Source organism: Streptomyces sp. NPDC050439, from assembly GCF_040655335.1.
GTDB lineage: Bacteria > Actinomycetota > Actinomycetes > Streptomycetales > Streptomycetaceae > Streptomyces.
Genome location: NZ_JBFAJT010000005.1, coordinates 288736 through 315725, shown reverse-complemented (window position 1 = coordinate 315725; position 26990 = coordinate 288736). Strand labels below are relative to the sequence as shown.

Annotated in this window: 23 protein-coding genes; 14 read left to right on the top strand and 9 right to left on the bottom strand. The window is 71.3% G+C overall.

Annotated elements, in window-relative coordinates; genetic code table 11:
- Window positions 1–104 precede the first annotated feature (104 nt).
- The 4 genes from AB0I66_RS22585 to AB0I66_RS22570 are packed head-to-tail and all read left to right on the top strand — an operon-like array spanning window position 105 to window position 4257.
- Window positions 105–1529: an FAD-dependent oxidoreductase gene (locus AB0I66_RS22585; protein ID WP_363209709.1), complete on the top strand. Its 1425-nt coding sequence runs from the start codon at window positions 105–107 to the stop codon at window positions 1527–1529.
- Window positions 1530–1565: 36 nt separating this feature from the next.
- Window positions 1566–2468 carry a dihydrodipicolinate synthase family protein gene (locus AB0I66_RS22580; protein ID WP_363209708.1) on the top strand — a complete coding sequence of 301 codons (903 nt, stop codon included), beginning with the start codon at window positions 1566–1568 and terminating at the stop codon, window positions 2466–2468.
- Between the two features lie 35 nt (window positions 2469–2503).
- The gene (locus tag AB0I66_RS22575) at window positions 2504–3505 is read left to right on the top strand and encodes a proline racemase family protein (RefSeq protein ID WP_363209707.1); all 1002 of its coding nucleotides are present in this window, start codon (window positions 2504–2506) and stop codon (window positions 3503–3505) included.
- Window positions 3506–3564: 59 nt separating this feature from the next.
- Window positions 3565–4257, top strand: coding sequence for a GntR family transcriptional regulator (locus tag AB0I66_RS22570; protein WP_363209706.1), 693 nt, complete (start codon window positions 3565–3567; stop codon window positions 4255–4257).
- A 1-nt stretch (window position 4258) separates the two neighbouring features.
- Here the strand turns inward: AB0I66_RS22570 and AB0I66_RS22565 are convergent, their stop codons facing one another.
- The 3 genes from AB0I66_RS22565 to AB0I66_RS22555 form a co-directional block, all read right to left on the bottom strand.
- A complete protein-coding gene (locus tag AB0I66_RS22565) occupies window positions 4259–5197 on the bottom strand; it encodes a hypothetical protein (RefSeq protein ID WP_363209705.1) in 939 nt (312 codons plus the stop codon).
- Entirely contained in the window at window positions 5194–6945 is a 1752-nt protein-coding gene (locus AB0I66_RS22560; RefSeq protein WP_363209704.1) for a CotH kinase family protein, read from the bottom strand. Before AB0I66_RS22560 ends, AB0I66_RS22565 begins: the two co-directional genes overlap by 4 nt.
- 101 nt (window positions 6946–7046) lie before the next feature.
- Window positions 7047–8384, bottom strand: coding sequence for a phytase (locus tag AB0I66_RS22555; protein WP_363209703.1), 1338 nt, complete (start codon window positions 8382–8384; stop codon window positions 7047–7049).
- A gap of 265 nt (window positions 8385–8649) precedes the next feature.
- Between AB0I66_RS22555 and AB0I66_RS22550 the strand changes: the two genes are divergently transcribed.
- The 4 genes from AB0I66_RS22550 (at window position 8650) to AB0I66_RS22535 (ending at window position 12482) form a co-directional block, all read left to right on the top strand.
- Window positions 8650–9117, top strand: a complete 468-nt coding sequence (locus AB0I66_RS22550) for an ATP-binding protein (protein ID WP_363209702.1) — start codon at window positions 8650–8652, stop codon at window positions 9115–9117.
- 148 nt (window positions 9118–9265) lie between these two features.
- Window positions 9266–10939, top strand: a complete 1674-nt coding sequence (locus tag AB0I66_RS22545) for a PP2C family protein-serine/threonine phosphatase (protein ID WP_363210049.1) — start codon at window positions 9266–9268, stop codon at window positions 10937–10939.
- Between the two features lie 44 nt (window positions 10940–10983).
- On the top strand, window positions 10984–12057 hold the full coding sequence (locus AB0I66_RS22540) for a cobalamin-dependent protein (protein ID WP_363210048.1): 1074 nt from the start codon (window positions 10984–10986) through the stop codon (window positions 12055–12057).
- Complete coding sequence (locus AB0I66_RS22535) at window positions 12054–12482, top strand: STAS domain-containing protein (protein ID WP_363209701.1); 429 nt, start codon at window positions 12054–12056, stop codon at window positions 12480–12482. The genes AB0I66_RS22540 and AB0I66_RS22535 overlap by 4 nt, the downstream gene beginning before the upstream one ends.
- Here AB0I66_RS22535 and AB0I66_RS22530 read toward each other — a convergent pair.
- Window positions 12453–13337 (bottom strand): DUF72 domain-containing protein, encoded by an 885-nt coding sequence (locus AB0I66_RS22530; RefSeq protein ID WP_363209700.1) that lies wholly within the window; start codon window positions 13335–13337, stop codon window positions 12453–12455. The genes AB0I66_RS22535 and AB0I66_RS22530 overlap by 30 nt on opposite strands.
- Before the next feature lie 208 nt (window positions 13338–13545).
- On the opposite strand from AB0I66_RS22530, the gene AB0I66_RS22525 reads away from it, so the two are divergent.
- Genes AB0I66_RS22525 through AB0I66_RS22515 form a run of 3 tightly spaced genes read left to right on the top strand, consistent with a single transcriptional unit; the run spans window position 13546 to window position 17077 of the window.
- Window positions 13546–13905: a hypothetical protein gene (locus AB0I66_RS22525; RefSeq protein ID WP_363209699.1), complete on the top strand. Its 360-nt coding sequence runs from the start codon at window positions 13546–13548 to the stop codon at window positions 13903–13905.
- Window positions 13902–16025: a bifunctional polysaccharide deacetylase/glycosyltransferase family 2 protein gene (locus tag AB0I66_RS22520; protein ID WP_363209698.1), complete on the top strand. Its 2124-nt coding sequence runs from the start codon at window positions 13902–13904 to the stop codon at window positions 16023–16025. The genes AB0I66_RS22525 and AB0I66_RS22520 overlap by 4 nt, the downstream gene beginning before the upstream one ends.
- Complete coding sequence (locus AB0I66_RS22515) at window positions 16022–17077, top strand: LCP family protein (RefSeq protein ID WP_363209697.1); 1056 nt, start codon at window positions 16022–16024, stop codon at window positions 17075–17077. The genes AB0I66_RS22520 and AB0I66_RS22515 overlap by 4 nt, the downstream gene beginning before the upstream one ends.
- Window position 17078: 1 nt before the next feature.
- On the opposite strand, the gene AB0I66_RS22510 is transcribed toward AB0I66_RS22515, so the two are convergent.
- Together AB0I66_RS22510 and AB0I66_RS22505 are read right to left on the bottom strand one after the other, a co-directional pair.
- Window positions 17079–18419: a phosphatase PAP2 family protein gene (locus AB0I66_RS22510; protein ID WP_363209696.1), complete on the bottom strand. Its 1341-nt coding sequence runs from the start codon at window positions 18417–18419 to the stop codon at window positions 17079–17081.
- A 92-nt stretch (window positions 18420–18511) separates the two neighbouring features.
- Entirely contained in the window at window positions 18512–19678 is a 1167-nt protein-coding gene (locus AB0I66_RS22505; protein ID WP_363209695.1) for a magnesium and cobalt transport protein CorA, read from the bottom strand.
- Window positions 19679–20063: 385 nt separating this feature from the next.
- Here AB0I66_RS22505 and AB0I66_RS22500 point away from each other — a divergent pair, with 385 nt between their 5' ends.
- A complete protein-coding gene (locus AB0I66_RS22500; protein WP_363209694.1) occupies window positions 20064–21296 on the top strand; it encodes a winged helix DNA-binding domain-containing protein in 1233 nt (410 codons plus the stop codon).
- A 40-nt stretch (window positions 21297–21336) separates the two neighbouring features.
- On the opposite strand, the gene AB0I66_RS22495 is transcribed toward AB0I66_RS22500, so the two are convergent.
- Together AB0I66_RS22495 and AB0I66_RS22490 are read right to left on the bottom strand one after the other, a co-directional pair.
- Complete coding sequence (locus AB0I66_RS22495) at window positions 21337–21984, bottom strand: LysE family translocator (protein WP_363209693.1); 648 nt, start codon at window positions 21982–21984, stop codon at window positions 21337–21339.
- 83 nt (window positions 21985–22067) lie between these two features.
- On the bottom strand, window positions 22068–22904 hold the full coding sequence (locus tag AB0I66_RS22490; protein ID WP_363209692.1) for a helix-turn-helix transcriptional regulator: 837 nt from the start codon (window positions 22902–22904) through the stop codon (window positions 22068–22070).
- Between the two features lie 113 nt (window positions 22905–23017).
- Between AB0I66_RS22490 and AB0I66_RS22485 the strand changes: the two genes are divergently transcribed.
- Together AB0I66_RS22485 and AB0I66_RS22480 are read left to right on the top strand one after the other, a co-directional pair.
- Window positions 23018–24727 (top strand): AMP-binding protein, encoded by a 1710-nt coding sequence (locus AB0I66_RS22485; RefSeq protein ID WP_363209691.1) that lies wholly within the window; start codon window positions 23018–23020, stop codon window positions 24725–24727.
- A gap of 17 nt (window positions 24728–24744) precedes the next feature.
- Window positions 24745–26367 carry an AMP-binding protein gene (locus AB0I66_RS22480; RefSeq protein WP_363210047.1) on the top strand — a complete coding sequence of 541 codons (1623 nt, stop codon included), beginning with the start codon at window positions 24745–24747 and terminating at the stop codon, window positions 26365–26367.
- Here AB0I66_RS22480 and AB0I66_RS22475 read toward each other — a convergent pair.
- Entirely contained in the window at window positions 26330–26869 is a 540-nt protein-coding gene (locus AB0I66_RS22475) for a GNAT family N-acetyltransferase (RefSeq protein ID WP_363209690.1), read from the bottom strand. The two genes, AB0I66_RS22480 and AB0I66_RS22475, sit on opposite strands and share 38 nt — an antisense overlap.
- Between the last annotated feature and the right edge of the window lie 121 nt (window positions 26870–26990).

The following is a 26990-nucleotide window of genomic DNA, read 5'->3' as shown; positions in this document are numbered from 1 at the left end:
GTGGGTGGGCGGGAAAGCTTGTTCGTTCGGGGTGGGATGCGGGGCTGCGGGTGGGTGGGCGGGAGAGGCCCGTTCGGCAAGGGGCGGATGCAGGGGGTCGGGCGGTGACGCCGGAGGCAAAGCCGCCCCGCACGCTGGCGGTGATCGGCGCGGGCCCCGCAGGCCTCGCCGCAGCGCTGGCCGCCGCGCAGCGGAACGTACGGGTCACGGTGATCGACTCCGCCCCGCAGGCAGGCGGGCAGTTCTACCGCCAGCCCGCGGCCGCGCTCGGCGCCCGCCGCCCGCAGGCCCTGCACCACCAGTGGCGTACCTGGGAGCGGCTGCGGGACGGCCTCGCGGAACAGATCGGGGCGGGCCGCGTCACCCACCTGACGGAACATCACGTCTGGTTCGTGGAGTGCGTAGCGGGAGGCGGCGGCTTCGCCGTGCAGGCGCTCCTCGGCCCCGAGCAGGAGGAGTCCGTGGCGGTATCCGCCGACGCCGTGCTCCTCGCGACCGGGGGCTACGAGAAAGTCCTGCCGTTCCCCGGCTGGACCCTGCCCGGCGTGCTCACCGCGGGTGGCGCGCAGGCCATGCTCAAGGGAGGGCTCGTCCTTCCGGGCCGCACCGTCGTCGTGGCCGGAACGGGCCCGCTGCTCATGCCCGTCGCCGCCGGCCTGGCGGCAGCCGGCGCCGAGGTGGCCGCCCTCGTCGAGTCCGCAGGGCCCAAGGCCTTCGCGCGGCACGCGGCCACCCTCGCCGCCCACCCGTACAAGCTCGCCGAGGGTGCTCAGTACGTCGCCCAACTCCTCGGCCACCGCGTCCCGTTGACCACCGGACACGCCGTCGTCGAAGCGCACGGCAAGAACGCGCTGGAGGCGGTGACCGTCGCCGCGCTCGACGCGGCGGGGCGGGTGCGCCCCGGCACCGAGCGGCGCATCGACTGCGACACCCTCGCCGTCGGCCACGGCATGCTGCCGCACACCGATCTCGCCGAGGGCCTCGGCTGCCGTATCGACGGAGTGGACGTCGCCGTCGACGCCGAGCAGCGCACCGATGTCCCCGGCGTCTGGGCCGCAGGCGAGGCGACAGGCATCGGCGGCGCGGCCCTCTCCCTCGCCGAGGGACACATCGCCGGACGCTCGGCCGCCGCCCGGCTCCGGGGCAGCGCACCTGACCCGCGCACATGGGCCGCCGCAGCCAAGGCACGTACGAAAGCACGGGAGTTCGCCGCCGCGATCCAAGCCGTGTACGAGCCGCCCGCGCACTGGGCGGAGCAACTGCGCGACGACACCCTCGTCTGCCGCTGCGAGGAGGTTCCCGCGGCGGCGGTCCGCGAGGCCGTCGAGGAACTCGGGGCCACCGACGCGCGGACCGTGAAACTCCTGACCCGGGCCGGCATGGGCTGGTGTCAGGGCCGCATGTGCTCGGCGGCCGTCGCCGGGCTCGCGGGCTGCGAGGAGCGGTCCGCGCGGCGGCCGTTCGCCAGACCGGTACCGCTCGGCGTGCTCGCACAGGCACCCGACGAAGACGAGCAGACCTCCTCCTAGGACCCAGCCCCGCACCGCACTGAAGGGACCTCGCCCATGAACGTGTCCGCAGACAGCCCCCGCCCCTGGCACGGTGTTCTCGTCGCCACCGCCCTGCCCCTGAAAGACGACCTCTCCGTCGACCACGGCAGCTACGCCGAGCACTGCGCCTGGCTCGTCGGGAACGGCTGCGACGGCGTCGTGCCCAACGGATCGCTCGGCGAGTACCAGGTGCTCACCCCCGAGGAGCGCGCCGAGGTCGTGGCGACCGCCGTCGCGGCGGTCGGCGGGAGCCGCGTGATGCCCGGCGTCGCCGCCTACGGCTCCGCCGAGGCCCGCCGCTGGGCCGAGCAGGCCAAGGACGCGGGCTGCGCCTCGGTGATGCTGCTCCCGCCGAACGCCTACCGCGCCGACGAGCGCTCCGTGCTCGCCCACTACGAGGAGGTCGCGAAGGCGGGGCTCCCCGTCGTCGCGTACAACAACCCCATCGACACCAAGGTCGACCTGCAGCCCGAACTTCTCGCGCAGCTGCACGGCGAGGGGTACATCCACGCCGTCAAGGAGTTCTCCGGCGACGTCCGCCGCGCCTACCGCATCGCCGAACTCGCCCCGCAACTTGACCTGTTGATCGGCGCCGACGACGTCCTGCTCGAACTCGCCCTCGCCGGCGCCAAGGGCTGGGTCGCGGGCTACCCGAACGCACTGCCCGCCGCCTGCGTCGAGCTCTACCGCGCCGCCGTGACCGGAGAGCTGACCACGGCCAAGGAGCTGTACCGGGAACTGCACCCCCTGCTGCGCTGGGACTCCAGGCCCGAGTTCGTACAGGCCATCAAATTGTCCATGGACATCGTCGGACGGCACGGCGGCCCCTGCCGTCCGCCGCGGGTGCCGCTGCTCCCGGACCAGGAGAAGGCCGTGCGCGCCGCCACCGAACGGACGGCCGCCGCCGGGCTCGCCTGACGCCTCCGCACGGCCACCTACGAAAGGGCTCCGCCATGCGCAGCAAACTCGTCCTGCACGCGGTCGACTCGCACACCGAAGGCATGCCGACGCGGGTCATCACCGGCGGCATCGGCACCGTACCCGGCGCGACGATGAACGAACGCAGGCTCCACTTTCGCGAGCACCGCGACGACATCAAGCAGCTCCTGATGAACGAACCGCGCGGTCACGCGGCCATGAGCGGCGCGATCCTCCAGCCGCCCACCCGGCCCGACTGCGACTACGGCGTGATCTACATCGAGGTCTCCGGCTATCTGCCGATGTGCGGGCACGGCACCATCGGCGTCGCCACCGTCCTCGTCGAGACCGGCATGGTCGAGGTGGTCGAGCCGGTCACCACGATCCGCCTGGACACCCCGGCGGGCCTCGTCGTCGCCGAGGTCGCCGTCGAGGACGGCGCGGCGAAGGCCGTCACGCTCCAGAACGTGCCGTCCTTCGCCGTCGGACTCGACCGCAAGATCACCCTGCCCGACGGCCGCTCGGTGACATACGACCTGGCCTACGGCGGCAACTTCTACGCGATCCTGCCCCTAGACCAGTTCGGCCTCCCCTTCGAGCGCGGCCGCAAGGACGACATCCTCGCGGCGGGCCTCTCGCTGATGGAGGCGATCAACGCCGAGGACGAACCGGTGCACCCCGAGGACCCGTCCATCCGCGGCTGCCACCACGTCCACCTCCACGCGCCCGGCGCCACCGCCCGTTACTCCCGGCACGCGATGGCCATTCACCCCGGCTGGTTCGACCGCTCGCCGTGCGGCACGGGGACCAGCGCGCGCATGGCCCAGCTGCACGCGCGCGGCGAGCTGCCCCTGGAGACGGAGTTCGTCAACGAGTCCTTCATCGGCACGCGCTTCAGCGGACGGCTCCTGGGGACCACCGAGGTCGCGGGCATCCCCGCGGTCCTGCCCAGCTTCACCGGCCGCGCCTGGGTGACCGGCACCGCGCAGTACCTCCTCGACCCGGACGACCCCTTCCCCGCGGGCTTCGTGCTCTGACGGGCCGGGATAATAGCCACTCGTAGCACGTGACATTGCACCCAGGAGGAACCGTCCCCATGGCCGCCCGGCGCAATCCCGCCCCGTCCGCCGCCCCCGCCGCCCTGCCCAGCCTGGGCGGCACGCGCAGCAGCTACCGCGAACGGGTCGCGGACGCGCTGCGCGCCGCGCTCATCGCGGGGGAGCTGCGCGCGGGCGAGGTCTACTCGGCGCCCACCCTGGCCGTGCGCTTCGGTGTCTCCGCGACCCCGGTCCGCGAGGCCATGCTCGACCTCGCCAAGGAGGGGCTCGTCGACACGGTGCCCAACAAGGGCTTCCGGGTCACCGCGGTCTCCGGGAAACAACTCGACGAGTACAAGCACATCCGCGCGCTGATCGAGATCCCCACCACGGCGGAACTCGCCACCTCGGCGGACCCCGCCGACCTCGAAGCGCTGCGCCCCACCGCGCAGGCGATCGTCACCGCGGCGGCGGACGGCGACCTCATCGCGTACGTCGAGGCCGACATCCGCTTCCACCTCGGTCTGCTCGCGCTCTGCGGCAACGACCACCTCGTCGAGGTGGTCGGCGACCTGCGCAAGCGGTCCCGACTGTACGGACTCCAGGCGCTCGTCGACGCGGGCCGGCTGCAGGCCTCGGCGGAGGAGCACCTGGAGATCCTCGACGCGCTGCTCGCCCGCGACGAGGAAGCCGTCCGCGCGGTGATGACCCGCCACCTCGGTCATGTGCGCGGACTGTGGGCGGCCGAATAGCTCAGGAGTGGTGGTTGGGGATCAGGAACAGATGGATCGACTGGTCCTTCTCGCGGTGCCGCTCGCTCGCCGCGCCCTTCTTGGCCCGGTCGGACACGATCACCACATAGTCGGCCGAGACCCACGACACGCCCTCCGCGGTGCCGTAGACCGTCCGGCCCTTGGCGTCGGTGGGGAGGCGGTAGACGGTGCCTTCGTCGACCTCCCACTTCTTCATGGAGATGCGGCCCACCCACAGCGCCGACGACGCCTGCGACAGCACGGCGATCCGCCCGTCCCGCACGGACACGCTGCTGTAGTCCTCGAAGGGCAGTGACTCGGGCAGCCGGATCGTGGAGGTGTGGATCCAGCGCTTGCCGCCCTGCCGGAAGACCTGGATGCGTCCGCCGCCCGGCGTCCTGCCCTTCTTGCCGCCCGCGCACCGGTTGCCCTCGCACAGCGCCAGGAGGTGCGCCGAACCGGAGCGCTCCACCCACTCAAGGCCCTCCATGCCCTTGTTGGCGTCCGCCACGTCGAAGTCGAGCAGCGTCGAGCCGCACGGACGCAGCTTGTCGTCGAACTCGTGGACGCGGGCGCGGAAGCCCTTGGGCTTGACCGGCTCGGCCTCGCTCAGCGTGAAGTAATGGTCGCGCTTCTCGTCGTGGGCGAGATCCTCGTATCCCTCGTTCGCCTCTGACTTGCCCGTCTTGCCGGACTTCTTCGTCCTGGCGGGCTTGAGCACGCCGTTCTCCGGCGCCTTGGGCGACAGTTCGCTGCTGACCCGGATGAGGGAGGTCAGGTTGTCGCAGACGACGAGGAAGGCGCCGTCCCGGTAGAGGACACCGCTCGCCTCCAGGCGGGAGCCCGCGCCGTCCCCGATCAGGTCCTTGATCTTGGCTTCCTTCACGAGACGGAGCTCGTGCGAACGATCGGGCTTGGCCGACTTCTTCGTTGCGGTCATGAGGGCAGTACCTCCGTCGCGCCGGGGAACGACGCCCCGCTGGCGCCGTTGGGATAGGTCTTGCGCAGCTCGGCGAGCTGTTGACGTGCGTGGTCGTAGCGCATGCGCGTGTAGTGGAAGATCCCGTACGTGAACTGCGAGCCGCGGCTCATCTCCCACTGCCGGTAGCCGGCGCGGTACACCTCGTCGTTGGTGAACTGCCGCCCGGTGAAGGGCTGTCCGTGCGGGCTCGTGGACTCGCCGTAGGCGGCGGACGCGACGAGCTGCCACAGACCGTCGGACCGCCCGGACCCCTCCGCGCCAAGGAGCGCCGCGACCTGTTCGGGGCCGAACTCCGTGTCCAGGAGGTACTCGAGGTGATCGAGGTAGTACTGGCAGAAGTCGTGGTGGCGCAGCAGGTTGGTGAACAGCGGGATGCGTGACTCCTCGTGCGGCGCGTGCGTGATCCGGCAGTAGTTGCGGCTCATCGCCGGCCAGTCGAGCAGGTCCGTGTACTGCCACCGCGTCGAGAAGAAGTCGATGCCCGAGCTGTTGTCGTAGTCCCAGGGGATGAACGTGAAGTACGGGCGGACCATGAAGCCCGTCGGGTCGCCGAGCCGCCCCGCGTTGTAGAGGTAGTAGTTCGACGGCGTCGCGAAGTAGTTGTCCCAGCTGCCGAGCAGGACGTTGGCACCCGCCCAGCGCAGGAAGGCCGGCACGTTCAGTGTCTGCTCGACCGCCTCGCGGAAGGCGTCGGAGGCGAACCGGTCCTCGCCGCCCGCGAGATGGACGCCGTTGATGGTGCGCACCAGAGCCGCGAGGTCGTCGTAGGTGTTGGTGGAGGGATCGTCCTCGTTCGTCTTCAGGCGGTACGTGCGGTCGTCCTCCAGGCTCCCCGCGGTGAAGTACTGCCGACCGCTGTCGGCGCCGTCGGTGCCGGGGCGGTGCTCCAGGGTCGCGCAGCCGACGTCGCCGCAGTACGCCTTGTAGAGGTTGCCCTCCGCGTTCTTGCCGAAGTGGTCCTTCAGGAACTTCTTGTCGACCTGCTCGATGACCGAGTACAGACCCATGTAGCGGTCGTTGAGGTGGAACGTCGCGTACGTGTGCTGCGCCGCCGGGATGCCCGCGCGCTCCAAAAGCCGCCAGGCGACGGCCTCGCGCATCTGCGACGGGTCGTTGTACATCGCCTTGAGGTTGACGCGCTCCATGCCGTAGAGCCGGTCCTCGCTCTCGCCGACCTCGAAGTTGATCTTCCAGGAGCGCTTGGGCGCGCGAGCGGTCATGTTGCCGCTGTTGACCATGGAGAACGCCGCTGTCGCGAGCAGCGTGTCGTTCGGGGCGTTGCTCCTGGCCAGGGTCAGCCGGGCGCCCTGCGGAGCCTCCATCACCTCGTCGGCCGTCAGGACGCCGGGCGGCCAGCCGGTGACCTTGACCTGATACATGTCCTGAGCGAAGAACTCCGCTTTGTTCTCCGCCGAGTCGAGGTACTCGTCGACGATCCGCCCGACCGGGGTGAGCTGTCCGTCCGCGTCGAGAAGGACCAGGCTGCCGTCGGCCGAGGCGCCGGCCAGGTCGCCCTGCTCGGCGAGCAGCAGGTCGTACAACGCGCTGAACTCGGCCTTCGTCCGCAGCGAGGCGTCGGCGGGTCCCGCTGCCGCGTTGGCCCGCTCGGCGAGCCGCCGCCCGGTGCCCGCGGGGAGTGCGGAGACCGCGATGACCTGGTTCTTGAACGCGTCCCGGAACGTGCCCTTGCCGATGGTCCTGTCCACGACGGCCTCCCTGGGATTCCTGGCGTGAACCTTCCTCTCTACGCCCGGCGCGACATGACCGCCAGACCGATATCCGGCCTGGCGGTCACGCGTCGTGGGTATCAGTCGTCGACGGCGTCGAGCACGTCGCCCAGGTCCACGAACTTGAAGCCGGTGGAGGGCCGTTCGGCGTCGCCGGGAGCGTCGTGGCCGTCCTGCACGACGAGCAGTCCGTGCGGGAACGCGGCGCCGAGCGGCTTGTCGAGGACCGCGGCGCCGTCACATTCCTCGGAGCCGTCGAGCGTGGCGGAGGCGGCGGTGACGCGGAAGCCGCCCTCGTACTCGTTGCGGTCCGACACCTCACGGTCGTACGCGGCGAAGGTGTTGTCGCCCTGGCTGGAGGCCAGCAGATAGCCGTCGCCGTCGCCTTCGTCGAGCAGCGTCAGACCCTCGACGTCGGCCTTGAGGCGCTTGCCGCCGAAACCGGGGTCGGCGCCCGCGGTGCACTCCTCGGTCGCGGGGTCGTACGTCGCGGGAACGCCGTACTCACGCACCTTGTCGACCAGCCGGGGCTTGCCGGTCAGGTCGGCGCGCAGCCGCCAGATGCCGACGTCCTCCTGGCCCGCGTAGAGGGTGCCGTCGGCCGGGTCCACGACCATGCCCTCCACCTGCGGCAGTTCACCCGGCTCGCCGCACGGGGTCCATGAAGTGCCGTTCGGCAGGCGGAAGTCGGCGGGCAGGTCGAGGGTGCGGACCTTGCGGTAGCCGACCTTCCCGTCGCTCTTCGGGGTCAGTTCGAGGAGCGCGAGCCGGGTCCGCTCCCGCTGGCTGACCAGTGCGTACGAGCGGCCCGAGGAGGGGTCGGTCCAGGTCGCGAGGCCGTACGCGGTGCGCTGCTCGTTTATCTCCTCCTGCGAGGAGGAGAAGACGGGCGCCGCCGAAGGGTCGGTGACATCGGTGAGCGGGCCGCCGGGGCGTTCGCGGTCGATGCGGTAGACGCGCAGCCGGTCGTTGCCTCGGTCGCTCGTCACGGCCAGGTCGGCGCGGCCCGCCGACAGCCGCATTCCGTGCACCAGGTCGACGTTGTTGAAGCGGCCGGGTGCGTCATCGGGTCCGGGCGCCGCGGGCGCCGGAACGGACTGCACCTCGCGCGCGGAGAGGTCGTACACGCGAAGCCCGCCCTGCTTGGCGGTGGCGACGACCAGGCTGCGGCCCGGGTCGGCGGGGTTGCGCCAGATCGCCGGGTCGTCGGCGTCGGCGTTGCCGCCCGCGTCGTCGTCGTGCAGGGCGGCGGTCTCGGCGCGCGGCTCCACGGCGGGCAGTGCCGTGGCCGCGCGGGCGCCGGGGCTCAGGGGTGCGGTCGCCGCCACCGCCGCGAGGGCCGCGACGAGAGCGAGGCGGGTCAGGGCGGGGCGGGTGAGGATGGCGAAGGAGGGGTGGGGTCTGCGGGGCTCGGCCATGAAGGGATCCCTTTCTGTCATGGGTACCGCAGGACGAATCCACTCTGTGATCTTGCCGTGAAGACTTGGCGTCGGATGGTGCGTCGCCCGGCGGTCCGCGAAGTGAACGGAGTGTGTCGCCGGACACGTACGTGTTCGTAGAATGTGCGACCTCTAACGGCAAGTGGTAAACCGGCTGTTCGAGGTGACGAACGTCTCGGAGAAACGCGGGTCGGCCGAGGCCTCGGTACGGCGCTGTCCACGGCCCGGTGAAGGAGTCCTGCGTGTGAGCCCCGACGCACCATCCGACTGGCCCCGCGAGAACGGGCGTCCGGCGCCGCTGCCGGCCGCACCGTCGTTCCCCGTCGGCTCGTCCGTACCGCCCACGGCGGCCGCGGCGCGCGGCTATGTGCGGTGTGTCCTGCGGTACCGCGCGGGCCGAGGCGAGGGGACGGTCCGCGATCGTGTCCTGACCGACGTCCTCCTCGTGGTCTCGGAGCTGTTCACCAACGCGCTGCGGCACGGCGGCGGTGTCACGCGGTTCGAGGTGAGCACGGAGGCCGACGTCCTGCGGGTCACCGTGGGCGACCGCTCGACCGACCTGCCCCAGCAGCGCCACCCCGCCGACCCGGGCACGAGAACGGGCGAGACGGGCGGATACGGTTGGCCCCTCATCCGCGAACTGGCCACGGAGATCGACCTCGTCCTGGAGCGCGGCGGCAAGCACATCACCGTCACGCTGCCGCTGAACTGAACAGGTCTCAACTGATCCCGGGTTCCCGGTTTGGCCGAACGTACGCGTGGTACCCGTGCGCCCAAAGGGCCAAGTGCCGCAAATCGCCGTGGATGGGGTGAAATCCCCGCAGGGAGGGAGGTGGGGTTCGCATCGCGTGCCCATCGTCATGAACGCACCGGAACAGCTGGAAACGAAGACGCGCATCGCACCAACGGTCCTGGCCGACGCCTGGGTCACCGCGCCACACCCCGTGGTCGTCGCCGACGGCGCGGGCCGGGTCGCGGCCACGAACGAGGCCGTGCGGCTTCTCCTGCCGACCGCGGCGAACGGCACGGCCTTTCACGAGGCCGCACCGCGATGGCTCGCCGACGCGCACACCCGGCTGACCGCGGCGGACCCCCGGGCGGCCGACGGTGCCGAGCCGGACGTCGTACGCGGCGAGATCGGCGAGCGGAGCTACGAGGCCCGCCCCGCCCGGCTCGACGGCACGCACTGGGCATGGTGGCTGGCGGAGGACACGCACCGGCGCACCGCGGAGGACGACCTCCGTGCCGAACGAAGACGTACGGCGCTGCTCGCCGACGCCTCCCAGCAGCTGCTGTCGTCCCTCAACGTCGAGCGGTGCATGGAGGTGACGGCCACCATGGCGGCGGGACACCTCTGCGACGCGGCGACGGTCATCGCGCCGGGCCGCGGCAACGTGCACCCCATGACCAGCACCGGACCGGCGGGGGAGGTCACCCACTCCACCGTGGAGATCGACCTCGCGGAGGTGCCGGGCCTGAGTGAGGCGATGCAGGGCTTCCCGCCGGTGCCCTCACGATGGATCGACCCCGCGACGCTTCCGGAGTGGGCCGTGCCCGCCCATTTCACCGGCCCGGTCTGCTCGGTGCTGATCACCCCGCTGCCCGGCCACGGCGTGCCGGCGGGCGTCCTGATGCTGCTGAGGTCCACCGAGCGCAGCGCGTTCAGCGAGGCCGAGGAAGTCTTCGCCCGGGTCTTCGCCGCCCGCGCGGGCGCGGCCGTCTCCGCGGCACGCCTCTACGCCGAGCAGAGCGCCATCTCCCGCACGCTCATGCGCGACCTGCTGCCGCCCGACCTGCGACCCGTGCACGGCGTGGAGTTCGCCGGGGGATACATCGCCGCGGGCGCCGGAGAGCACATAGGCGGCGACTTCTACGACGTACATGCCGGGCAGACCCCGGAGGACGAGACGCTCGCCGTCCTCGGTGACGTCTGCGGCAAGGGCCTGGAAGCGGCCGCCCTCACCGGCAAGATCCGCAACACGGTGCAGGCGCTGCGGCCCATGGGCCACGACCACCAGCAGCTGCTCAGCCTGCTCAACGAATCGCTGCTGCGGACCGAGCACACCCGGTTCGCGACGCTGGCGCTGGCCTCCGTGGCCCGCCGCGGGAACTCCGTGGACCTGCGCGTCACCAGCGCGGGCCACCCCCCGCCGCTGATCGCCCGCGCGGACGGCAGCGTCGACGAGGCCGACACGAGGGGCACCCTGATCGGCGCCCTGCCGCAGGTCACGTCCAGCACCGCGCATGTCCGGCTCAAGCCGGGGGAGGTGTGTCTCCTGTTCAGTGACGGCATCGTCGAGGCCAAGGGAGGGCCGTTGGGAACGGAGATGTTCGGTGAGGAGCGGCTGTCGCGGGCGCTCTCGGAGTGCTTCGGCATGGTGGCCGAAGCCGTCGTGGAACGGGTGCAGATGCTGGCCTCGCAGTGGGTGGGCCGAGGTTCCCACGACGACATGGCGGTGGTCGCCATAGCCGCCCCGCGCCACCAGCACCTCAGCGCCGTGGACGGACACACCCGAGGCAGGTACACCGGATGATCGCTCCCCTTTCCGATCTGACCAAAGGGCCTGCGCTGGACGTGATGTCCGATCCGCTCGAAGTCGCCCGCGCGCAGCTGTGGGACGACGTGCGCGAGGGCGACGAACTCGCGGCCACCCGCACGGTGCGCGCCGCGGTCGAGGCGGGCAGCGGATACGAGAGCGTCCTGCTCGACCTCATCGCCCCCGTACAGGCGCGGGTCGGCGTCGAATGGGCGGCGAACCGCATCAGCGTGGCCCAGGAGCACGCCGCGACGGCCATCAACGACCGGGTCATCACCCTCACGGCGGACGCCGGTCTGTCGCTCCCGGACACCGCACGGCGACGCGGCCGTGTCACCGTCGCCTGTGTGGACGGGGAGTGGCACGCCCTGCCCGCGCGGCTGCTCGCCGAGGTGCTGCGCCTGCGCGGCTGGCAGGTCGACTTCCTCGGCGCCCACACCCCCACCCCGCACCTGGTGCGGCACCTGCACCACCATGTGCCCGACGTGGTGGCGCTCTCCTCGTCGATCCCGACGAACCTCCCGGTCGCCCATGCCGCGCTCACCGCCTGCCAGGCCGTGGGAACCCCGGTGCTCGTGGGCGGCGCCGCCTTCGGCCCGGAGGGGCGGTACGCCAAGGCTCTCGGCGCCGACGCCTGGGCGGCCGACGCGCGCGACGCCGCCGATCTGCTCGAACAGGGCCTCGCACGGCCGAAGGTGATGCTCCATCAGGCCGTGGACGACCTGCCGCACCTCAGCGACCAGGAGTACTCGATGGTCGCCCGCAGCCGGGGTGAGCTGGTCAGGGAGGTGCTCCGCGAACTGGAGGAGCTCTTCCCGCCGATGGCCCACTACACGGCGCAGCAGCGGCAGCACACCGCCGAGGACATCGCGCACATCGTGGACTACCTGGCCACGGCGCTCTACCTGGACGACGACGGACTCTTCGCCCGGTTCCTCGACTGGACGGCGGACATCCTCACCGCGCGGCACGTCCCCGCCCGCAGCCTCCTCCTCGCCCTGGACGTCCTGGGCCGAAGACTGGCCGACTTCCCGCGCGCCACGCGCGTTCTCGACACCGCCCGCGATGCACTCGGCGCTCGGCAGGCGTGCCCCAGGAGCGGAGAGACCGTATGACACGCCCCGCGTCCCGCCCCGTGCCCCGTCTCGACCTGCGCACCGAGTTCCAGCAGGGCGTCGTGACCGTCCACGTCGGCGGCAGCCTGGAATACGGGGTGACCGACAGCCTCGTCGCCGCCGTAACCGAGCAACTCGACCTGGCCGCCCGCACGGGAGGCCACGCGGTGCACCGACTCGACCTCGAACTCGGGGAGTTGACGTTCGTCGACTCCATGGGTCTGGCGTCCCTGCTGATGGCCCGGCGCGTCACGGACGCCCGCGGTGTCACCCTCCGGCTCAACCGCCGCCCCGACTGCCTGGACCGTCTGCTGCGGGTCACCTGCACCTTCGACCACCTCACGGCCGCCACCGCACCCGGAAACGCCTCGGCGCCCGACCGGGCCGCGGGCGGGTCAGGCACGCCCGACCTGCGGGGCGAGTGACGGACCCAGCAGCCGCGTCATGGCCTCGGCGGCGCGCACGGCGGCGTCCGCGCAGCAGTTGTTGAACAGGACGTGGACCCGCTCGGTCCGCTCGGCGAGCGTGCGCAACCGGGGGACCCACTCGGCGAGTTCGTCGTCGGCGTACGCGTACCGGAAGCGGTCCTCCTTGCTGCCCCGCCCCCACGCCGTACTGCGGCCGTGGAAGCGTACGACGGACAGCCGCGGCGAGGTCACCGGTGCCCCGGGAGGCAGCGCGGACGGCAGTGTCGGGTTCATGTCGACGCCGACCGCCGCCATGCCATGGCCGGCCAGCAGGCTCCTGGTGGCCTCGGCCTGCTCCGCACGCCACCAGTCGGGGTGCCTGAACTCGACGGCCACCGGCCACCCCTGGGCCCGTTGGGCGGTCAGGGCGAGGACCTCCGCGGCCCTGTCGCCGGGCCGCAGCCACGGCGGGAACTGGAACAGCACGCTGCCGAGCCGGCCCGCCTCGCGCAGCGGCTCGATCCCGGCGGCGAACCGCTTCCACACCTCGTCGAGCAGACCCGGGTCCCGGGTCTCGACCGGTCCTCTGTCCCGCAGGTCGCCGGGGAGCGCTGCCGGGCGTGTGGGGTGCCCGGTGAGCAGCGAGAAGGCCTTCACGTCGAACGTGAAGGTGTCCGGCGTGCGTTCGGCCCACAGGTGGCTGTTGCGTTCGCCGGGCAGCGCGTAGTACGTCGAGTCGACCTCGACGACGGGAAACCGCTCGGCGTAGTACCGCAGCCGCCCCTCCGCGTCACGCCGCCCCTTCGGATACCACCCGCTGCGCACGAGCGCCGGATCGGTCCACGAGCACGTCCCCACAAGAATGTCGCCCATGGGACCCCGGTACCCCCGAGGGGCGCGAGCCGGGCATGGCATTTCTCACGTGACCGCCACCGCCCGCCCGAGTAGGGTCGGGGGCTGCGTGAGACCAACGGCCGCACCGGCCCCACCCGGTAGGCCGCGGGCAGTACGGCGGGCCCCTGGGCCCGCACCCCCCACACACAAAGAGTCGCGCGTGCGCGGCCGCAGATCAGGAGCATCAGTGCAGGGCACCCCCCACATAGCCAGCACACCGCATGACGGGCGATTGCCGTCCGTGTCGGCGTACCCGCCGGGCGCCGCAGCCGCGCAACTTCCGGTGTTCATCGACCGATCCGGGTGGCGCAGACGCACGCTGCAGGGCCTCGGGCTGCTCGTGGGCTGCGGCTGCCTCGGGTATCTGCTGTTCGCGGGCACGGTGATCAGCGGGCTCTGGCAGCCCGTCGGCACGCACCCGCCCAGTACGGACGCACCGGCGTCCTCCGGCGCGGGCACCTCCGCGGGCACGTCAACGGACACCTCGGCGGGCAAGTCAGCCCGCTCCTCCAGATCCGACCCGCCGGCCGGAGGCCCGAAGCAGTGAGCGGGGGCGCCGCCGATGTCCGCCGCCCACCGCGCGGACACTGGCTCGTGCTCCTGCTCGTCCTCCTGGTGGTCGCCGTGGCCCTCCTCTTCGAGGGCTGGACGACGCACCAGGTCGATGCCGCGCGCACCAAACCGCCGTGCACCCGGCCGATCCCGCGCGCGGCCGACGACGGGAAACCACTGCTGCGGTTCGGCCCGCAGGGGGTCACCACCGAGGCCATGCCACCGGGCACCGTCGCGCTCACCTTCGACGGCGGGCCCGACCCCGTATGGACGCCGCGCCTGCTCGCCCTGCTGCGCGACCACCACGCGCCGGCCACCTTCTTCGTGCACGGCAAGGACGCGGCCCGGCACCCCGCACTGATGCGGCGCATCCTGCGCGAGGGCCACGAGGTCGGGTCGTACACCTACAGCGGGGGCGACCTCGGCGTCGCCTCGCCGTTGCGCGCCCGGCTCGAACTGTCGCTCACCCAGACCGCTCTCGCGGGCGCGGGCGGCGTCAACACCACCCTGCTGCGGCTGCCGCACACCACTGCCGCGGACACGCTCTGCGGCCCGCAGTGGCCGGCCGCGAGGCGTGCGGCCGAGCAGGGATACCTGGTCGTCGCGTCGGACCGCAAGGACCGCAAGCCCTGGAAAGGCCTGGTGACGCAGCACAGCCAGACCGACCTCGGCTACCGCGAGGCCGAGGAGCTGTTGCGGGACCGCCGGGTGAAGTCGTTCACGACCGTCAGCGGCGGTCTCGGCCGGCCTTCCTTCACCGAAGGGGTCCCCGTCGCGAAGGAGATCGAGGGCCAGGGTCTGATCTGGTCGCAGCGGCTCGGCAAGGCCTTCCTCACCGTGATGGTGTGGACGCTGACCCTCGCGGGCGTACTCGGCGTGCTGCGGATGCTTTTGTTCGCGCTGTTCGCCCGGCTGCACGTGCGCAGACTGCACCGGTTCCGGCCCGGCGCGCCACGGCTTCGCGAGGTGCGGGACCCGGTGACGGTCCTGGTGCCCGCGTACAACGAGGAGGCCGGTATCGCCTCCACCGTGTACTCGCTGCTCGCCTCCACGCATCCGCACTTCCAGGTCATCGTGATCGACGACGGCTCCACCGACGCCACCGCCGACATCGCCGAGGAGATCGACGACCCACGGGTGACGGTGATCCGGCAGCCCAACGGCGGCAAGCCGAGCGCCCTCAACACCGGCCTCGCGCACGCCCGGCACGACATCGTCGTGATGGTCGACGCGGACACCATCTTCGAGCCCGAGGCGCTTGCCCGGCTCGTCCAGCCGCTCGCCCACCCCGCGGTCGGCGCGGTCAGCGGCAACACCAAGGTCGGCAACAGGCGCCGCCTGCTCGGCAAATGGCAGCACCTGGAGTACGTGCTCGGCTTCAACCTCGACCGGCGGATGTTCGAGGTCCTCGAATGCATGCCGACGGTGCCGGGGGCGATCGGGGCGTACCGCAGGGACGCGCTGATGGGCGTCGGCGGAGTCAGCGACGAGACCCTGGCCGAGGACACCGACCTGACGATGGCGCTCTGGCGGGCCGGCTGGCGCGTCGTCTACGAGCAGTCGGCCGTCGCCTGGACCGAAGTGCCCAGCAGCGTGCGGCAGTTGTGGCGCCAGCGCTACCGCTGGTGTTACGGCACCCTCCAGGCGATGTGGAAGCACCGGCACGCCGCGGTGGAGGTGGGCCCCGCGGGACGCTTCGGCCGCCGGGTCATGCTCTACGTCACGCTGTTCCAGATCGTGCTGCCGCTGTGCGCGCCGGTCGTGGACATGTTCGCCCTGTTCGGGGCGCTGTTCCGCGACCCCGTGGAGGCGGCACTCGTCTGGTTCGGCTTCCTCGCCGTGCAGTTGGTGACCGCCGCGTACGCACTGCGGCTCGACCGTGAACGGCTGCGCGTCCTGTGGGTGCTGCCCCTCCAGCAGTTCGTGTACCGGCAGTTGATGTACCTGGTGGTCATCCACTCCGTCACCACGGCGCTGCTCGGCACCCGCCTGAAGTGGCACAGCATGAAGCGGACCGGCACCGCCGACCCGTACCTGGTGGAAGCGCCGCCGGGAATGCCGCCGGAAGCGCCGCCGGAAGAGGCGCGGCCGAGTCTGCAAGGGAGTGGACGATGACAGATGCCCTCCGTTTCGCCGAGCGCCCCAGCTCGCACTACGGACCGCGACGCGCCCACGCCCGGCAGCCGAAGAAGCGCAGGAGACTGCGGCGGGCGGTGCTCGTCCTGCTGACCGGCGCGCTCGTCGCCGCTGGCGGGACCTACGGCTGGGCCGAGACGAGCCTCCAGCGCGAGGTCGACCTCGGCAAGTACGGGAACCGCCCGGCACCCGGCGCGGGCACCAACTACCTCATCGTGGGCTCGGACAGCCGCGACGGTCTCTCGGAGGACGCCGTGCAGGACCTGCGCGCCGGCGGGGGCGGCGGGCGTCGCACCGACTCGATGATGCTGCTGCACACCGGCGCCAACGGAACCAGCATGGTCAGCCTGCCGCGCGACTCCTGGGTCACGGTGCCGGGCCGCCTCGACACGCTGACCGGCAAGACGAAGCGGCCCGAGGGGGACAAACTGAACGCCGCCTTCGCCTACGGCGGCCCCGAGCTCCTGGTGCACACCGTCGAGCGGAACACCGGCCTGCGCATCGACCACTACGCGGAGATCGGCTTCGCCGGTTTCGTGAACATCGTCGACGCCGTCGGCGGTGTCCGCATGTGCCTGGACCGCGACATCAAGGACAAGAAGTCGGGCGCCGACCTGCGCAAGGGCTGCCACACCCTGGACGGCAAACAGGCCCTCGCCTTCGTCCGCCAGCGCCACCAGGAGAGGGAGGGCGACCTGGGCCGGTCGAAGAACCAGCAGAAGTTCCTGTCGACCCTCGCGCACCAGGCCGCCCGGCCCGGTACCCTCTTCGACCCGACGGAGATCGGTCCCGCGATGCGGGCCGGGCTCGACACGCTCATCGTCGACAAGGACATGAGCCTGCAGGACCTGGGCGAGATGTTCCGCGCCGTGCAGAGCGTCTCGGGCGGTCAGGGCACGCGGCTCAACGTGCCCGTGTCCGGCTTCGGCGTGCCCACCTCCAAGGGCAACGTACTGAAATGGGACGCCGAGAAGTCGGCGCGGCTCTTCGCCGCCCTGCGGAAGGACCGCCCGCTGACCCCGCTGAAATGACTCACACCATCTCGGGCTGCGGGTCCGGCGGCCGGAGTGCCGGTGCGGGCTTCGGCTCCCACGCTCCGGTGGTCCGTACGTAGCCGTAGATCACCGAGAGCATCGACAGGATGACGAGAGGGCCGAACACCCACGGGTGGGCGGCCATCTCCATCGGCAGCCAGCGGTACGACACCAGGAGCGCGGCGAAGACGGCCGTGCCGTAGGCGACCAGCTGGACGCCCGACCGGTGCCAGCCGCGGTCGAACGTGCGGAGCCCCGCCTCGACGGTGAGCGCGAACACCACACCGGCGACGAGGTCCACGCCGTAGTGGTAGCCGAAGCCGAGCGTCGCGCTGAGCGTGCAGACCAGCCAGAACGTTCCCGCGTACCGCAGCAGGCGCGGGCCCTTGCGGGAGTGGATGAAGATCGCGGTGGCCCACGCCGTGTGCAGGCTGGGCATGCAGTTGCGCGGGGTGATCCCGTCGTACGTCACCGGGTGCGGGAGGCTGACCGGCGGCAGGGTGTGCGGCCACAGGTCGGCCACCGCCCACTGCACGCCGCCGGTGCCGGAGGTGCCGGGGCCGTAGGCGAAGATCGGCCCGACCACCGGGAAGATCATGTAGAAGGCGGGCCCCAGGAGGCCGATCAGCAGGAAGGTGCGCACGAGGTGGTGGCGTGGAAAGGCGCGGTCGGCCGCCACGTTGCGCAGTTGGTACAGGGCGACGGCGACGGCCGCGACCGCGAGCTGGGCGTAGACCAGGTCGAGCACATAGGTGCTGACCGGCCCGGAGGCCTCGAGCAGCCGCCCCGCCAGCCACGACGGGTTGCCGAGCGCGTGATCGGCCATCGCCACGTAGGGGTCGAGCACGTCCGGGCGGGTCTTCGACGTGATGAGCAGCCAGGTGTCGCCGGTCTTGCGCCCGGCCACGAGCAGCAGCCCGAGCCCGACGCCTTTGAGCAGCAGAATCCGCTCCTCACCGGTGCGGCGCGTGATCGCGAAGACCGCGCAGCCCAGCATCGCCCACAACGCCCCGTTGCCGAAGAACTGCCCCTCGGGCACATCGGCGTCCACCGCCCACCGCACCGCCACGAAGACGACATCGACGCCGACCGCGAACCCGGCGGCGATGAACCGCTGCCGCCAACTGAGCACCACCATCATCAAGGCGAGCCCGCCGTACAACGGCCCCGGCTTGGGCGGAAAGACCACCTCACGCACCTGATTGGCAACCGGCCCCGGCACACCGCCATAACGCCGCGCGGCGATCTCCAGCGCAACGAGAAACACGAGGGCCACCGTGGCCGCGGTGGCCCAGAGGATGGTTCTGCGGCTTATTCGCGGAGATGTCCGCGAAGGCATAGGTATCAATTGTCTGGCCGATTTGGTAGATGGTGGAGCGGTTATGCGGGCGCTGGTCGCGAGGCCGATCATGCCATTGGGCGGACCGGTGGCTACAACCAGTCCCGGCGCTTGAAGATGAAGTACAGGCTGATGCAGACCAGTGCCATCAGGGCGATCGCGAAGGGGTAGCCGAATGCCCAGTGCAGTTCTGGCATCTCGTCGAAGTTCATGCCGTAGATCGTTCCGACGAGGGTCGGGGCGAAGAGGATGGCGGCCCAGGAGGAGATCTTCTTGATCTCCTCGTTCTGTTCGAAGCCCGCCTCCGCCAGCGCCCTCATCTCCGCGTTCTGCTGCTGGGTGACCAGGGTGGAATTGACCGTCAGGATGTCGGTGAGGGCCTGGCGGAAGCCGTCGACGCGTTCGCTGGTGTGCGTGACGTGGTCGGCGACGTCACGCAGGTAGCGCTGGAGTTCCTCGTCGGTGCGGTACTTCGCGAAGCCCGCCATCAGGGAGTGCAGCATGGCCACCAGGGGGCGGGTCGCCCGCTGGAACTCGACCATTTCCCGGGAGAGTTCGTAGATGCGGCGCGAGACCTCCGGGTCGCCGCTGAAGACCTCGGTCTCGATCTCGTCGATGTCGTTCTGGACTCCGGCCACCACCGGGGCGTACCCGTCGACCACCGCGTCCAGGATCGCGTACAGGACCGCCTCGGGGCCGAGCCTGAGAAGGTCCGGGCTCTCCTCCATGCGGCGGCGTACGGCGGTCAGGTCCGGGGCGGCGCCGTGGCGCACCGTGATGACGAAGTCGGGGCCCACGAACACGTGCAGCTCGCCGAAGTCGACCTCCTCCGGGGCGTCCAGGTAGCGGGCCGCGCGCAGGACGACGAAGAGGGTCTCGCCGTAGCGCTCCAGCTTCGGCCGCTGGTGGGCCTCCATCGCGTCCTCTACCGCCAGCTCGTGCAGGTCGAACTCCGCTGCCAGGGAAAGGAGTTCAGCCTCCGTGGGGCGCGCGAGACCGATCCACGCCATGCCGTCCTGCTGCTCGCGCAGCTCCCGGAAGGTGTCGGCGAGGCTCGCGGGCGTCGCGACACGGACCCCGTCGCGGTAGAGCGCTGCCTGTACGACGCTCGCGGGTTCCGGCGGGGAGGGGGGTGCGGGCTCGGCCTCGGGGGTTCCGGGGCCTTCGTTGCCCGCGGCCGAGGAGGCCTTGGCCGGGGCGGTCCACCGCCAGCCGTGCCTCTTCGCGATCGGTGCGGGCCGGGGCCGGCGTTCCGCCATGCTGGCTGCCTCCGATGTCGAACGTGTGTCTAGATGGCTCCGAAGCAGGATATACGTCCCAAAAGTCGCGAGCGTGGCGCCATCTCGACGTGTTTACGGACAGCCGATGTCCGCAAGTCCCGCTAGCGTGCCAGGTATGACGAGGATGCGGGAAAGCCGGCCGGAAATGCAGAAGGCGGAGGCCGCTCGGCTCGAAACCCTGAGGGCGGAGGCCGATCGGCTGGAGGCAGAGAGGGCGGAGGCTGTCGCCGAGGGGCGGGGCGGCAGGACGCGGGCCGGTCAGCGGCCGACTCCCAGGACGCCGGCTGTTCAGCGGCCGACTCCGAGGACGCCGGCTGTTCAGCAGCCGACTCCCAGGACGCCGACCGGTCAGCAGCAGGCCCTTATGGCCACGGCCCCCCAGCCCAAGGCCGACGCGGGCGTCACCGACACCACCGACACCACCGACACCACCGACACAGCCGCCCACCCGCACCCCGCCCCCGTACTCAGCACGCGCGCCCTCAACCGTGCCACACTCGACCGTCAACTCCTCCTGCGCCGCTCGGCCGACCTCTCCGTCGAGGGCGCCGTCACGCACCTCCTCGGCCTCCAGGCGCAGAACGTGAAGCCGCCCTACTTCGCCCTCGCCGCCCGCCTTGAGGGGTTCGACCCCGAGGACCTGTCCGCGCTCCTCGCCTCGCGCGACCTCGTCCGCATCGTCACCATGCGCTCCACCATCCATCTGCACACCGCCGACGACGCCCTCACCCTGCGCCCCCTGGTGCAAGGCGCGCGCGACCGTGAGCTGCACGCCTTCCGCAAGGGCCTGACCGGCGTCGACCTGGCGGAGCTCGCCTCGCTCGCCCGCGCCGCCGTCGAGGAGGAGCCCCGCACGATGAAGCAGCTGCGGGAGATCCTGCTGCCCCGCTGGCCCGACGCCGACCCGCAGTCCCTCGCCGTCGCCGCCCGCTGCTCGCTGCCGCTGGTCCAGGTCACCCCGCGTGGCCTGTGGCGGCGCAGCGGGCAGGTCGCGCTCACCACCGCCGAGCACTGGCTCGGCCGCCCGAGCGAGCCGGTGCCCACGCCCGACGCCACCGTGCTGCGTTACCTCGCCGCCTTCGGGCCTGCCTCGGTCAAGGACATGCAGACCTGGGCGGGGCTGACGCGGCTGCGGGAGGCCTTCGAGCGGCTTCGGCCCCAACTGCGTACCTTCCGCGACGAGAACGGCGTCGAACTCTTCGACCTCCCGGACGCGCCCCGCCCCGACGCGGACACGCCTGCCCCGGTGCGCTTCCTGCCCGAGTTCGACAATCTCCTCCTGTCCCACGCGGACAGGTCCCGGATCGTGCCGACCGAATACAAGGGCCGCACCTGGAAGGGCAACTTCGCCTACAACGTCTTCCTGGTCGACGGCTTCCTGGCGGGCGTATGGCGCGTCGAGGAGGGGGCGGGAGCAGGGAAAAGGACGGAAGAATCGAAGGGCTCCGGCGTCCTCACCATCGAGCCGTTCGGCACCCTGACCAAGGCGCAGCGGAACGAACTCACGGACGAGGCCGAGCGACTGCTGAGCGGGCCCATGTATCCGGCGGCGACCACCACGTACGACATCCGCTTCGGGACGGTCATCGAGCGGTGAGGGGCGGGAGGCGGTGAGGGGCGGGGGACGGGGAGGGGTCTCAGTCCGCCCGGCCCGTCGCCGCGACCGTCACGCCCAGCCCGATCATCGTGACCCCACCGGCACCGCCGATCATCGACAGGCGTCGCTCCGAGCGCGCGAACCAGCTGCGGGCCGCGGACGCCGTAAGCCCCCACAGCGTGTCCGTGACCAGCCCGATGCCGATCGGGACGAGCCCGAGAAGCAGCATCTGCGCGGGCAGATGCCCCGCCGAGTGGTCGACGAACTGGGGCAGCACCGCCGCGAAGAACACGATGCCCTTCGGATTCGTCACGCCGACGAGCGCGCCGTCCAGGACCGTGCGCACATCCGTACGGGCCTCACCGGGAGCCGCCGTCCCCATGGACTCGGCCCGCATCTCCTTGCGGTGCCGGAAGGCCTGCACGCCGAGGAAGACCAGGTAGGCGGCCCCCGCCAGCTTCACCGCCATGAACACCGCGGCCGACCGCTCGACGAGCGATCCGACGCCGAAGGCAACCGCGACGACCAGGACGTACGACCCGAGGAGGTTGCCGAGCGCCGTCGCCATGGCGGTGCGTCTGCCGTGGGCCAGGGCCCGGCCGATCACGAACAGGACGCTCGGCCCCGGGATCACGATGACCAGCAGCGACATGGCCGCAAAGGCGAGAAAACGATCCGTGGACACCATGCCCATCACCCCCTCCTGGCCTCCAGGGCCCGTTCAACCCGCACGGCCGTGGAATCCGCCGTCAGTGTCACCCCGCGATCCGCTCACGGCAACAACCCCACCCGCCGCGCCGCCACCACCGCCTCAAGACGCGTATGCGCCCCCAACTTCCGCATGGCGGAGCGCAGATACCCCTTCACCGTCTCCGGCCGCAGGCCCAGCCGCTCCGCCGTCGCCGCGTTCGTCGCGCCCCCGGCCACGCAGGCGAGGACGTCCACCTCGCGCGGTGCCAGGCCTACCGCGCGCTCCCGGGCGGGCGGCACCGTCGCGGCCGAGGCCAAGCGGCCGCACACCGCCAGTATCTCCGCGCGCAGGGCCGTGTCGGCGATGCGCGGGGCCAGTTCCCGCAGCGCCCCGTGCGCCTCGCGGACCTGCTCCCAGGCTGCCCCCGCGCCCGCCTGCGGCTCCCGCGCCGCCGCGATCAGCGCATGCACCTCGTCCCGTACGACAAGGGCCTGCTCCACGTCCCGCGCGGCCGCCACCGCCGCCGACAGCGTCCGGTCGCCCAGCGGCTGGGCCGAGCGCAGGGCCCCGTACAGCACGCCCCGCACCCTGCGCCGTACGACCACCGGCACCGCGAGCACCGAGCGCAGCCCCTCCGCGGCCACGGCACTGTCGTACTCATGGCTGATGTGCCGCGAGTCGTGGTAATCCGTGACCGCACAGGGGCGCGAGAGCGCGACCGCCTTGCCGCCGAGCCCGTTCCCCGAGGACACCGCGAGGCCGCACAGCGCACGCGTCCCCGTGCCCGTCAGCTCCCCGATCCGCACCTGGCGCTGCCCCTCGACCAGGCCCCCGAAGGCCACCGGCAGCCCCGTGCCGCGCCGCAGCCGCAGCAGCGCGGACCGCATCTCGACCGCCTCGCCTCCGTCAGCCGTCACGCGTCAGCCCTTTCGCTCCGGGACACCCCCGTCCGGGGGTGGTGAGACCTGCATCACGAATTACACGATGTTACGTAGCGTCCGGCAATGACCCCGGCGACGAGGAGAGCACGATGACGACGACGGACACGGCAGGCACCAGTGGCTCCGGTGGCACCAGAGGCACGGAACAGTTCCGCACGGCTCGGGACTTCCTGCTGCGGCACCGCGAGGACTATGAGGCCGCGTACGAGGGTTTCGCCTGGCCGCGGCCCGAGCGGTTCAACTGGGCGCTCGACTGGTTCGACGTCATCGCCAGGGACAACGACAGGACCGCTCTCCACATCGTCGAGGAGGACGGCCCGACCACCCGCCTCTCCTTCGCGCAGATGTCCGCACGCTCCGACAAGGTCGCCAACTGGCTGCGCGCCCAGGGCGTCCGCGCCGGTGACCGCGTCGTCGTGATGCTCGGCAACCAGGTCGAGCTCTGGGAGATCGCCCTCGCCGCGATGAAGCTGCGCGCCGTCGTCATCCCGGCGACGCCCCTGCTCGGCCCCGTCGACCTGCGGGACCGCATCGACCGCGGGCGGGCCAAGCATGTCGTCGTACGCCCGGAGGACGCGTCGAAGTTCGACGACGTGCCCGGCGACTACACCCGTGTCGTGGTGGGCGGCGACGTGCCCGGCTGGATCGCGTACGCGGGCGCGGACGACGCCCCGGAGGCCTTCGAGCCCGACGGCGTCACCCGCGCCGACGACCCCCTGATGCTGTACTTCACCTCGGGCACGACGGCCCGCCCGAAGCTGGTCGAGCACACCCATGTGTCGTACCCCGTGGGTCACTTGGCGACGATGTACTGGATCGGGCTCAAGCCCGGCGACGTACACCTGAACATCTCGTCCCCGGGCTGGGCCAAGCACGCCTGGTCGAACCTCTTCGCGCCCTGGAACGCGGAGGCGACGGTCTTCATCCACAACTACACGCGCTTCGACGCGGGCCGGCTGATGGCCGAGATGGACCGAGCGGGCGTCACCAGCTTCTGCGCACCCCCCACGGTGTGGCGCATGCTGATCCAGGCCGACCTGACCCAGCTGCGGACACCGCCGCGCGAGGTCGTCGCCGCGGGCGAACCGCTCAACCCCGAGGTCATCGAGCAGGTGCGGCGCGACTGGGGCGTCACCATCAGGGACGGCTTCGGGCAGACGGAGACCGCCGTACAGGTCGCCAACTCGCCCGGCCAGGAGCTGAAGCCGGGCTCGATGGGCCGCCCCACGCCCGGCTTCGTCGTGGAACTCCTCGACCCGGTGACGGGCGAGCCGGGAGCGGCGGAGGGCGAGATCTCCCTCGACCTCGCCACGAACCCGGTCGGCCTGATGGCCGGCTACCACGGCGACCCGGAGCGCACCGCGGAGTCGATGGCCGGCGGCTACTACCGCACCGGCGACATCGGCACCCGCGACGCCGACGGCTACATCACGTACGTGGGCCGCTCCGACGACGTCTTCAAGGCGTCCGACTACAAGATCTCCCCGTTCGAGCTGGAGAGCGCGCTCCTGGAGCACGAGGCGGTGGCGGAGGCGGCGGTGGTGCCCGCCCCGGACGCGCTGCGGCTCGCGGTGCCGAAGGCGTACGTCGTCCTCGCCGCCGGACACGAACCCGGGCCGGACACGGCGAAACTGCTCTTCGAGCACTCCCGTGCGGTCCTCGCCCCCTACAAGCGGCTGCGCCGCATCGAGTTCGGGCCGCTTCCCAAGACCGTCTCCGGCAAGATCCGCCGGATCGAGCTGCGCGAGGCGACGGCTGCGGGCTCCGACGCCGAGTACCGCGAGGAGGACTTCCGGTGAGCGAGACAGGTGCGTTGATGAGCGAGCTCTCCTATGCCCACGGCGTGAGTTCCACGCCGCTGCTCGGTGACACCATCGGGCGGAACCTCGACCGGGCCGTCGAGGCCTGGCCGGAGCGGGACGCGCTGGTGGACATGGCGGCGGGGACGCGTTGGACGTACGCCGAATTCGGGGAAGCCGTCGCGCAGTTGGCGCGGGGCTTCATGGGCGTTGGGGTCGCCAAGGGAGATCGCGTCGGCATCTGGGCGGTGAACTGTGCCGAGTGGGTGCTCGTGCAGTACGCCACCGCGCGGATCGGCGCAATCATGGTGAACATCAACCCCGCCTATCGGGCACACGAGTTGGAGTACGTGCTCAAGCAGGCCGGGGTCACGGTGCTGGTCGCCTCGCAGGCGCACAAGTCGAGCGACTACCGGGCGCTCGTGGACCAGGTGCGGCCCAGTTGCCCCGAGTTGCGGTCGGTGCACTACATCGAGGACGGCTCGTGGGACGCGCTGCTGGACGCGGCGACTGAGGTCACGTCGAGTGAGCTGACGCTCCGTGAGGCGGAGTTGAGCTGCGACGACGCCATCAACATCCAGTACACCTCGGGCACCACGGGCTTCCCCAAGGGGGCGACGCTCTCCCACCACAACATCCTCAACAACGGCTACTGGGTGGGCCGGACGGTCGGCTACACAGAGCAGGACCGAGTCTGCCTGCCCGTTCCCTTCTATCACTGTTTCGGCATGGTGATGGGAAATCTGGGGGCCACATCCCACGGTGCCTGCATCGTCATCCCGGCACCGTCCTTCGACCCCGTGGCCACGCTGCACGCGGTGGAGCGCGAGCGGTGTACGTCGCTGTACGGCGTGCCGACGATGTTCATCGCCGAGCTGAATCTCTCCGACTTCGCGACGTACGACCTGAGTTCGCTGCGCACCGGCATCATGGCGGGCTCGCCCTGCCCGGTGGAGGTGATGAAGCGGGTGGTCGCCGAGATGCACATGGAGGAGGTCTCCATCTGCTACGGCATGACGGAGACCTCCCCGGTCTCCACGCAGACGCGCCGCTCGGACGACCTGGAGCGGCGGACCGGCACGGTGGGGCGCGTGCTGCCGCACATCGAGGTGAAGGTGGTCGACCCGGTCAGCGGCGTGACGCTGCCACGGGGCGAGTCCGGCGAGTTGTGCACGCGCGGCTACAGCGTGATGCTCGGCTACTGGAACGAGCCGACGCGGACGGCGGAGGTGATCGACGCCGGGCGCTGGATGCACACCGGTGACCTGGCGGTCATGCGGGAGGACGGGTACGTCCAGATCGTCGGCCGCATCAAGGACATGATCATCCGGGGCGGCGAGAACATCTACCCGCGTGAGATCGAGGAGTTCCTCTACGGCCACCCGAAGATCGCCGATGTCCAGGTGGTGGGGGTGGCCGACGAGCGCTACGGCGAGGTCCCGCTGGCCTGCGTGATCCCACGGGACGCGGACGATCCGCTGACGCTGGAGGAGCTGCGGGCCTTCTGCGCGGGGCAGCTGGCGCACTACAAGATCCCGGCCGGGCTGCGCATCCTGGAGAGCTTCCCCATGACGGTGTCGGGGAAGGTGCGCAAGATCGAACTCAGGGAGCGGTACGGGGCTGAAGCCCACCCGGGCTGAGGTCGCGCCGCATGGCGACGCGGGGCCAGCGGTCGAGGCCGAGCTCGGCCTCGTGGGCGCGGATCTTCCGCAGCCCCGGGGTGAGTTCGGCCTCGGCGAGCACGCGGAACCCGATGCGGGCGTAGTACGGCGCGTTCCAGGGGACGTCCTTGTAGGTGGTCAGGGTCAGGGCCTCGCTGCCTGCCTCGCGGGCGCGGTCGGCGGCGTGCTCGATCAGGGCCTCGCCGATGCGCCGACGCGCCGCCCGCGGGTGCACGGAAACTTGCTCGACGTGTTCCACACCGTCCACCGGCTCACTGAGCAGGTACGCGACGAGACTGCCACCCGCCTCAACGGCCACCCACGCCCGGCCTGCCCGACGAAACCCTTCCAGAACCGCAATACTTGGGGGTTCGTCATCGGCGATCGCACCCATGCCGAGTGCCCGAAAAGGCTCACCCGCGGCACGCTCAACACCCTGAAGAACGGAAAGCTCGTCTGCTGCGACGGGACGGATGTACATGCGCTGAGTATGACGCCCTCGCACCCGCCACCCGCAGATTTCCCCCCGAAGCACGACACGCCGGTTGCCACCGGGCGTCCACCCACCGGTTGCCACCGGGCGTCCACTCGCCGGTTGCCGC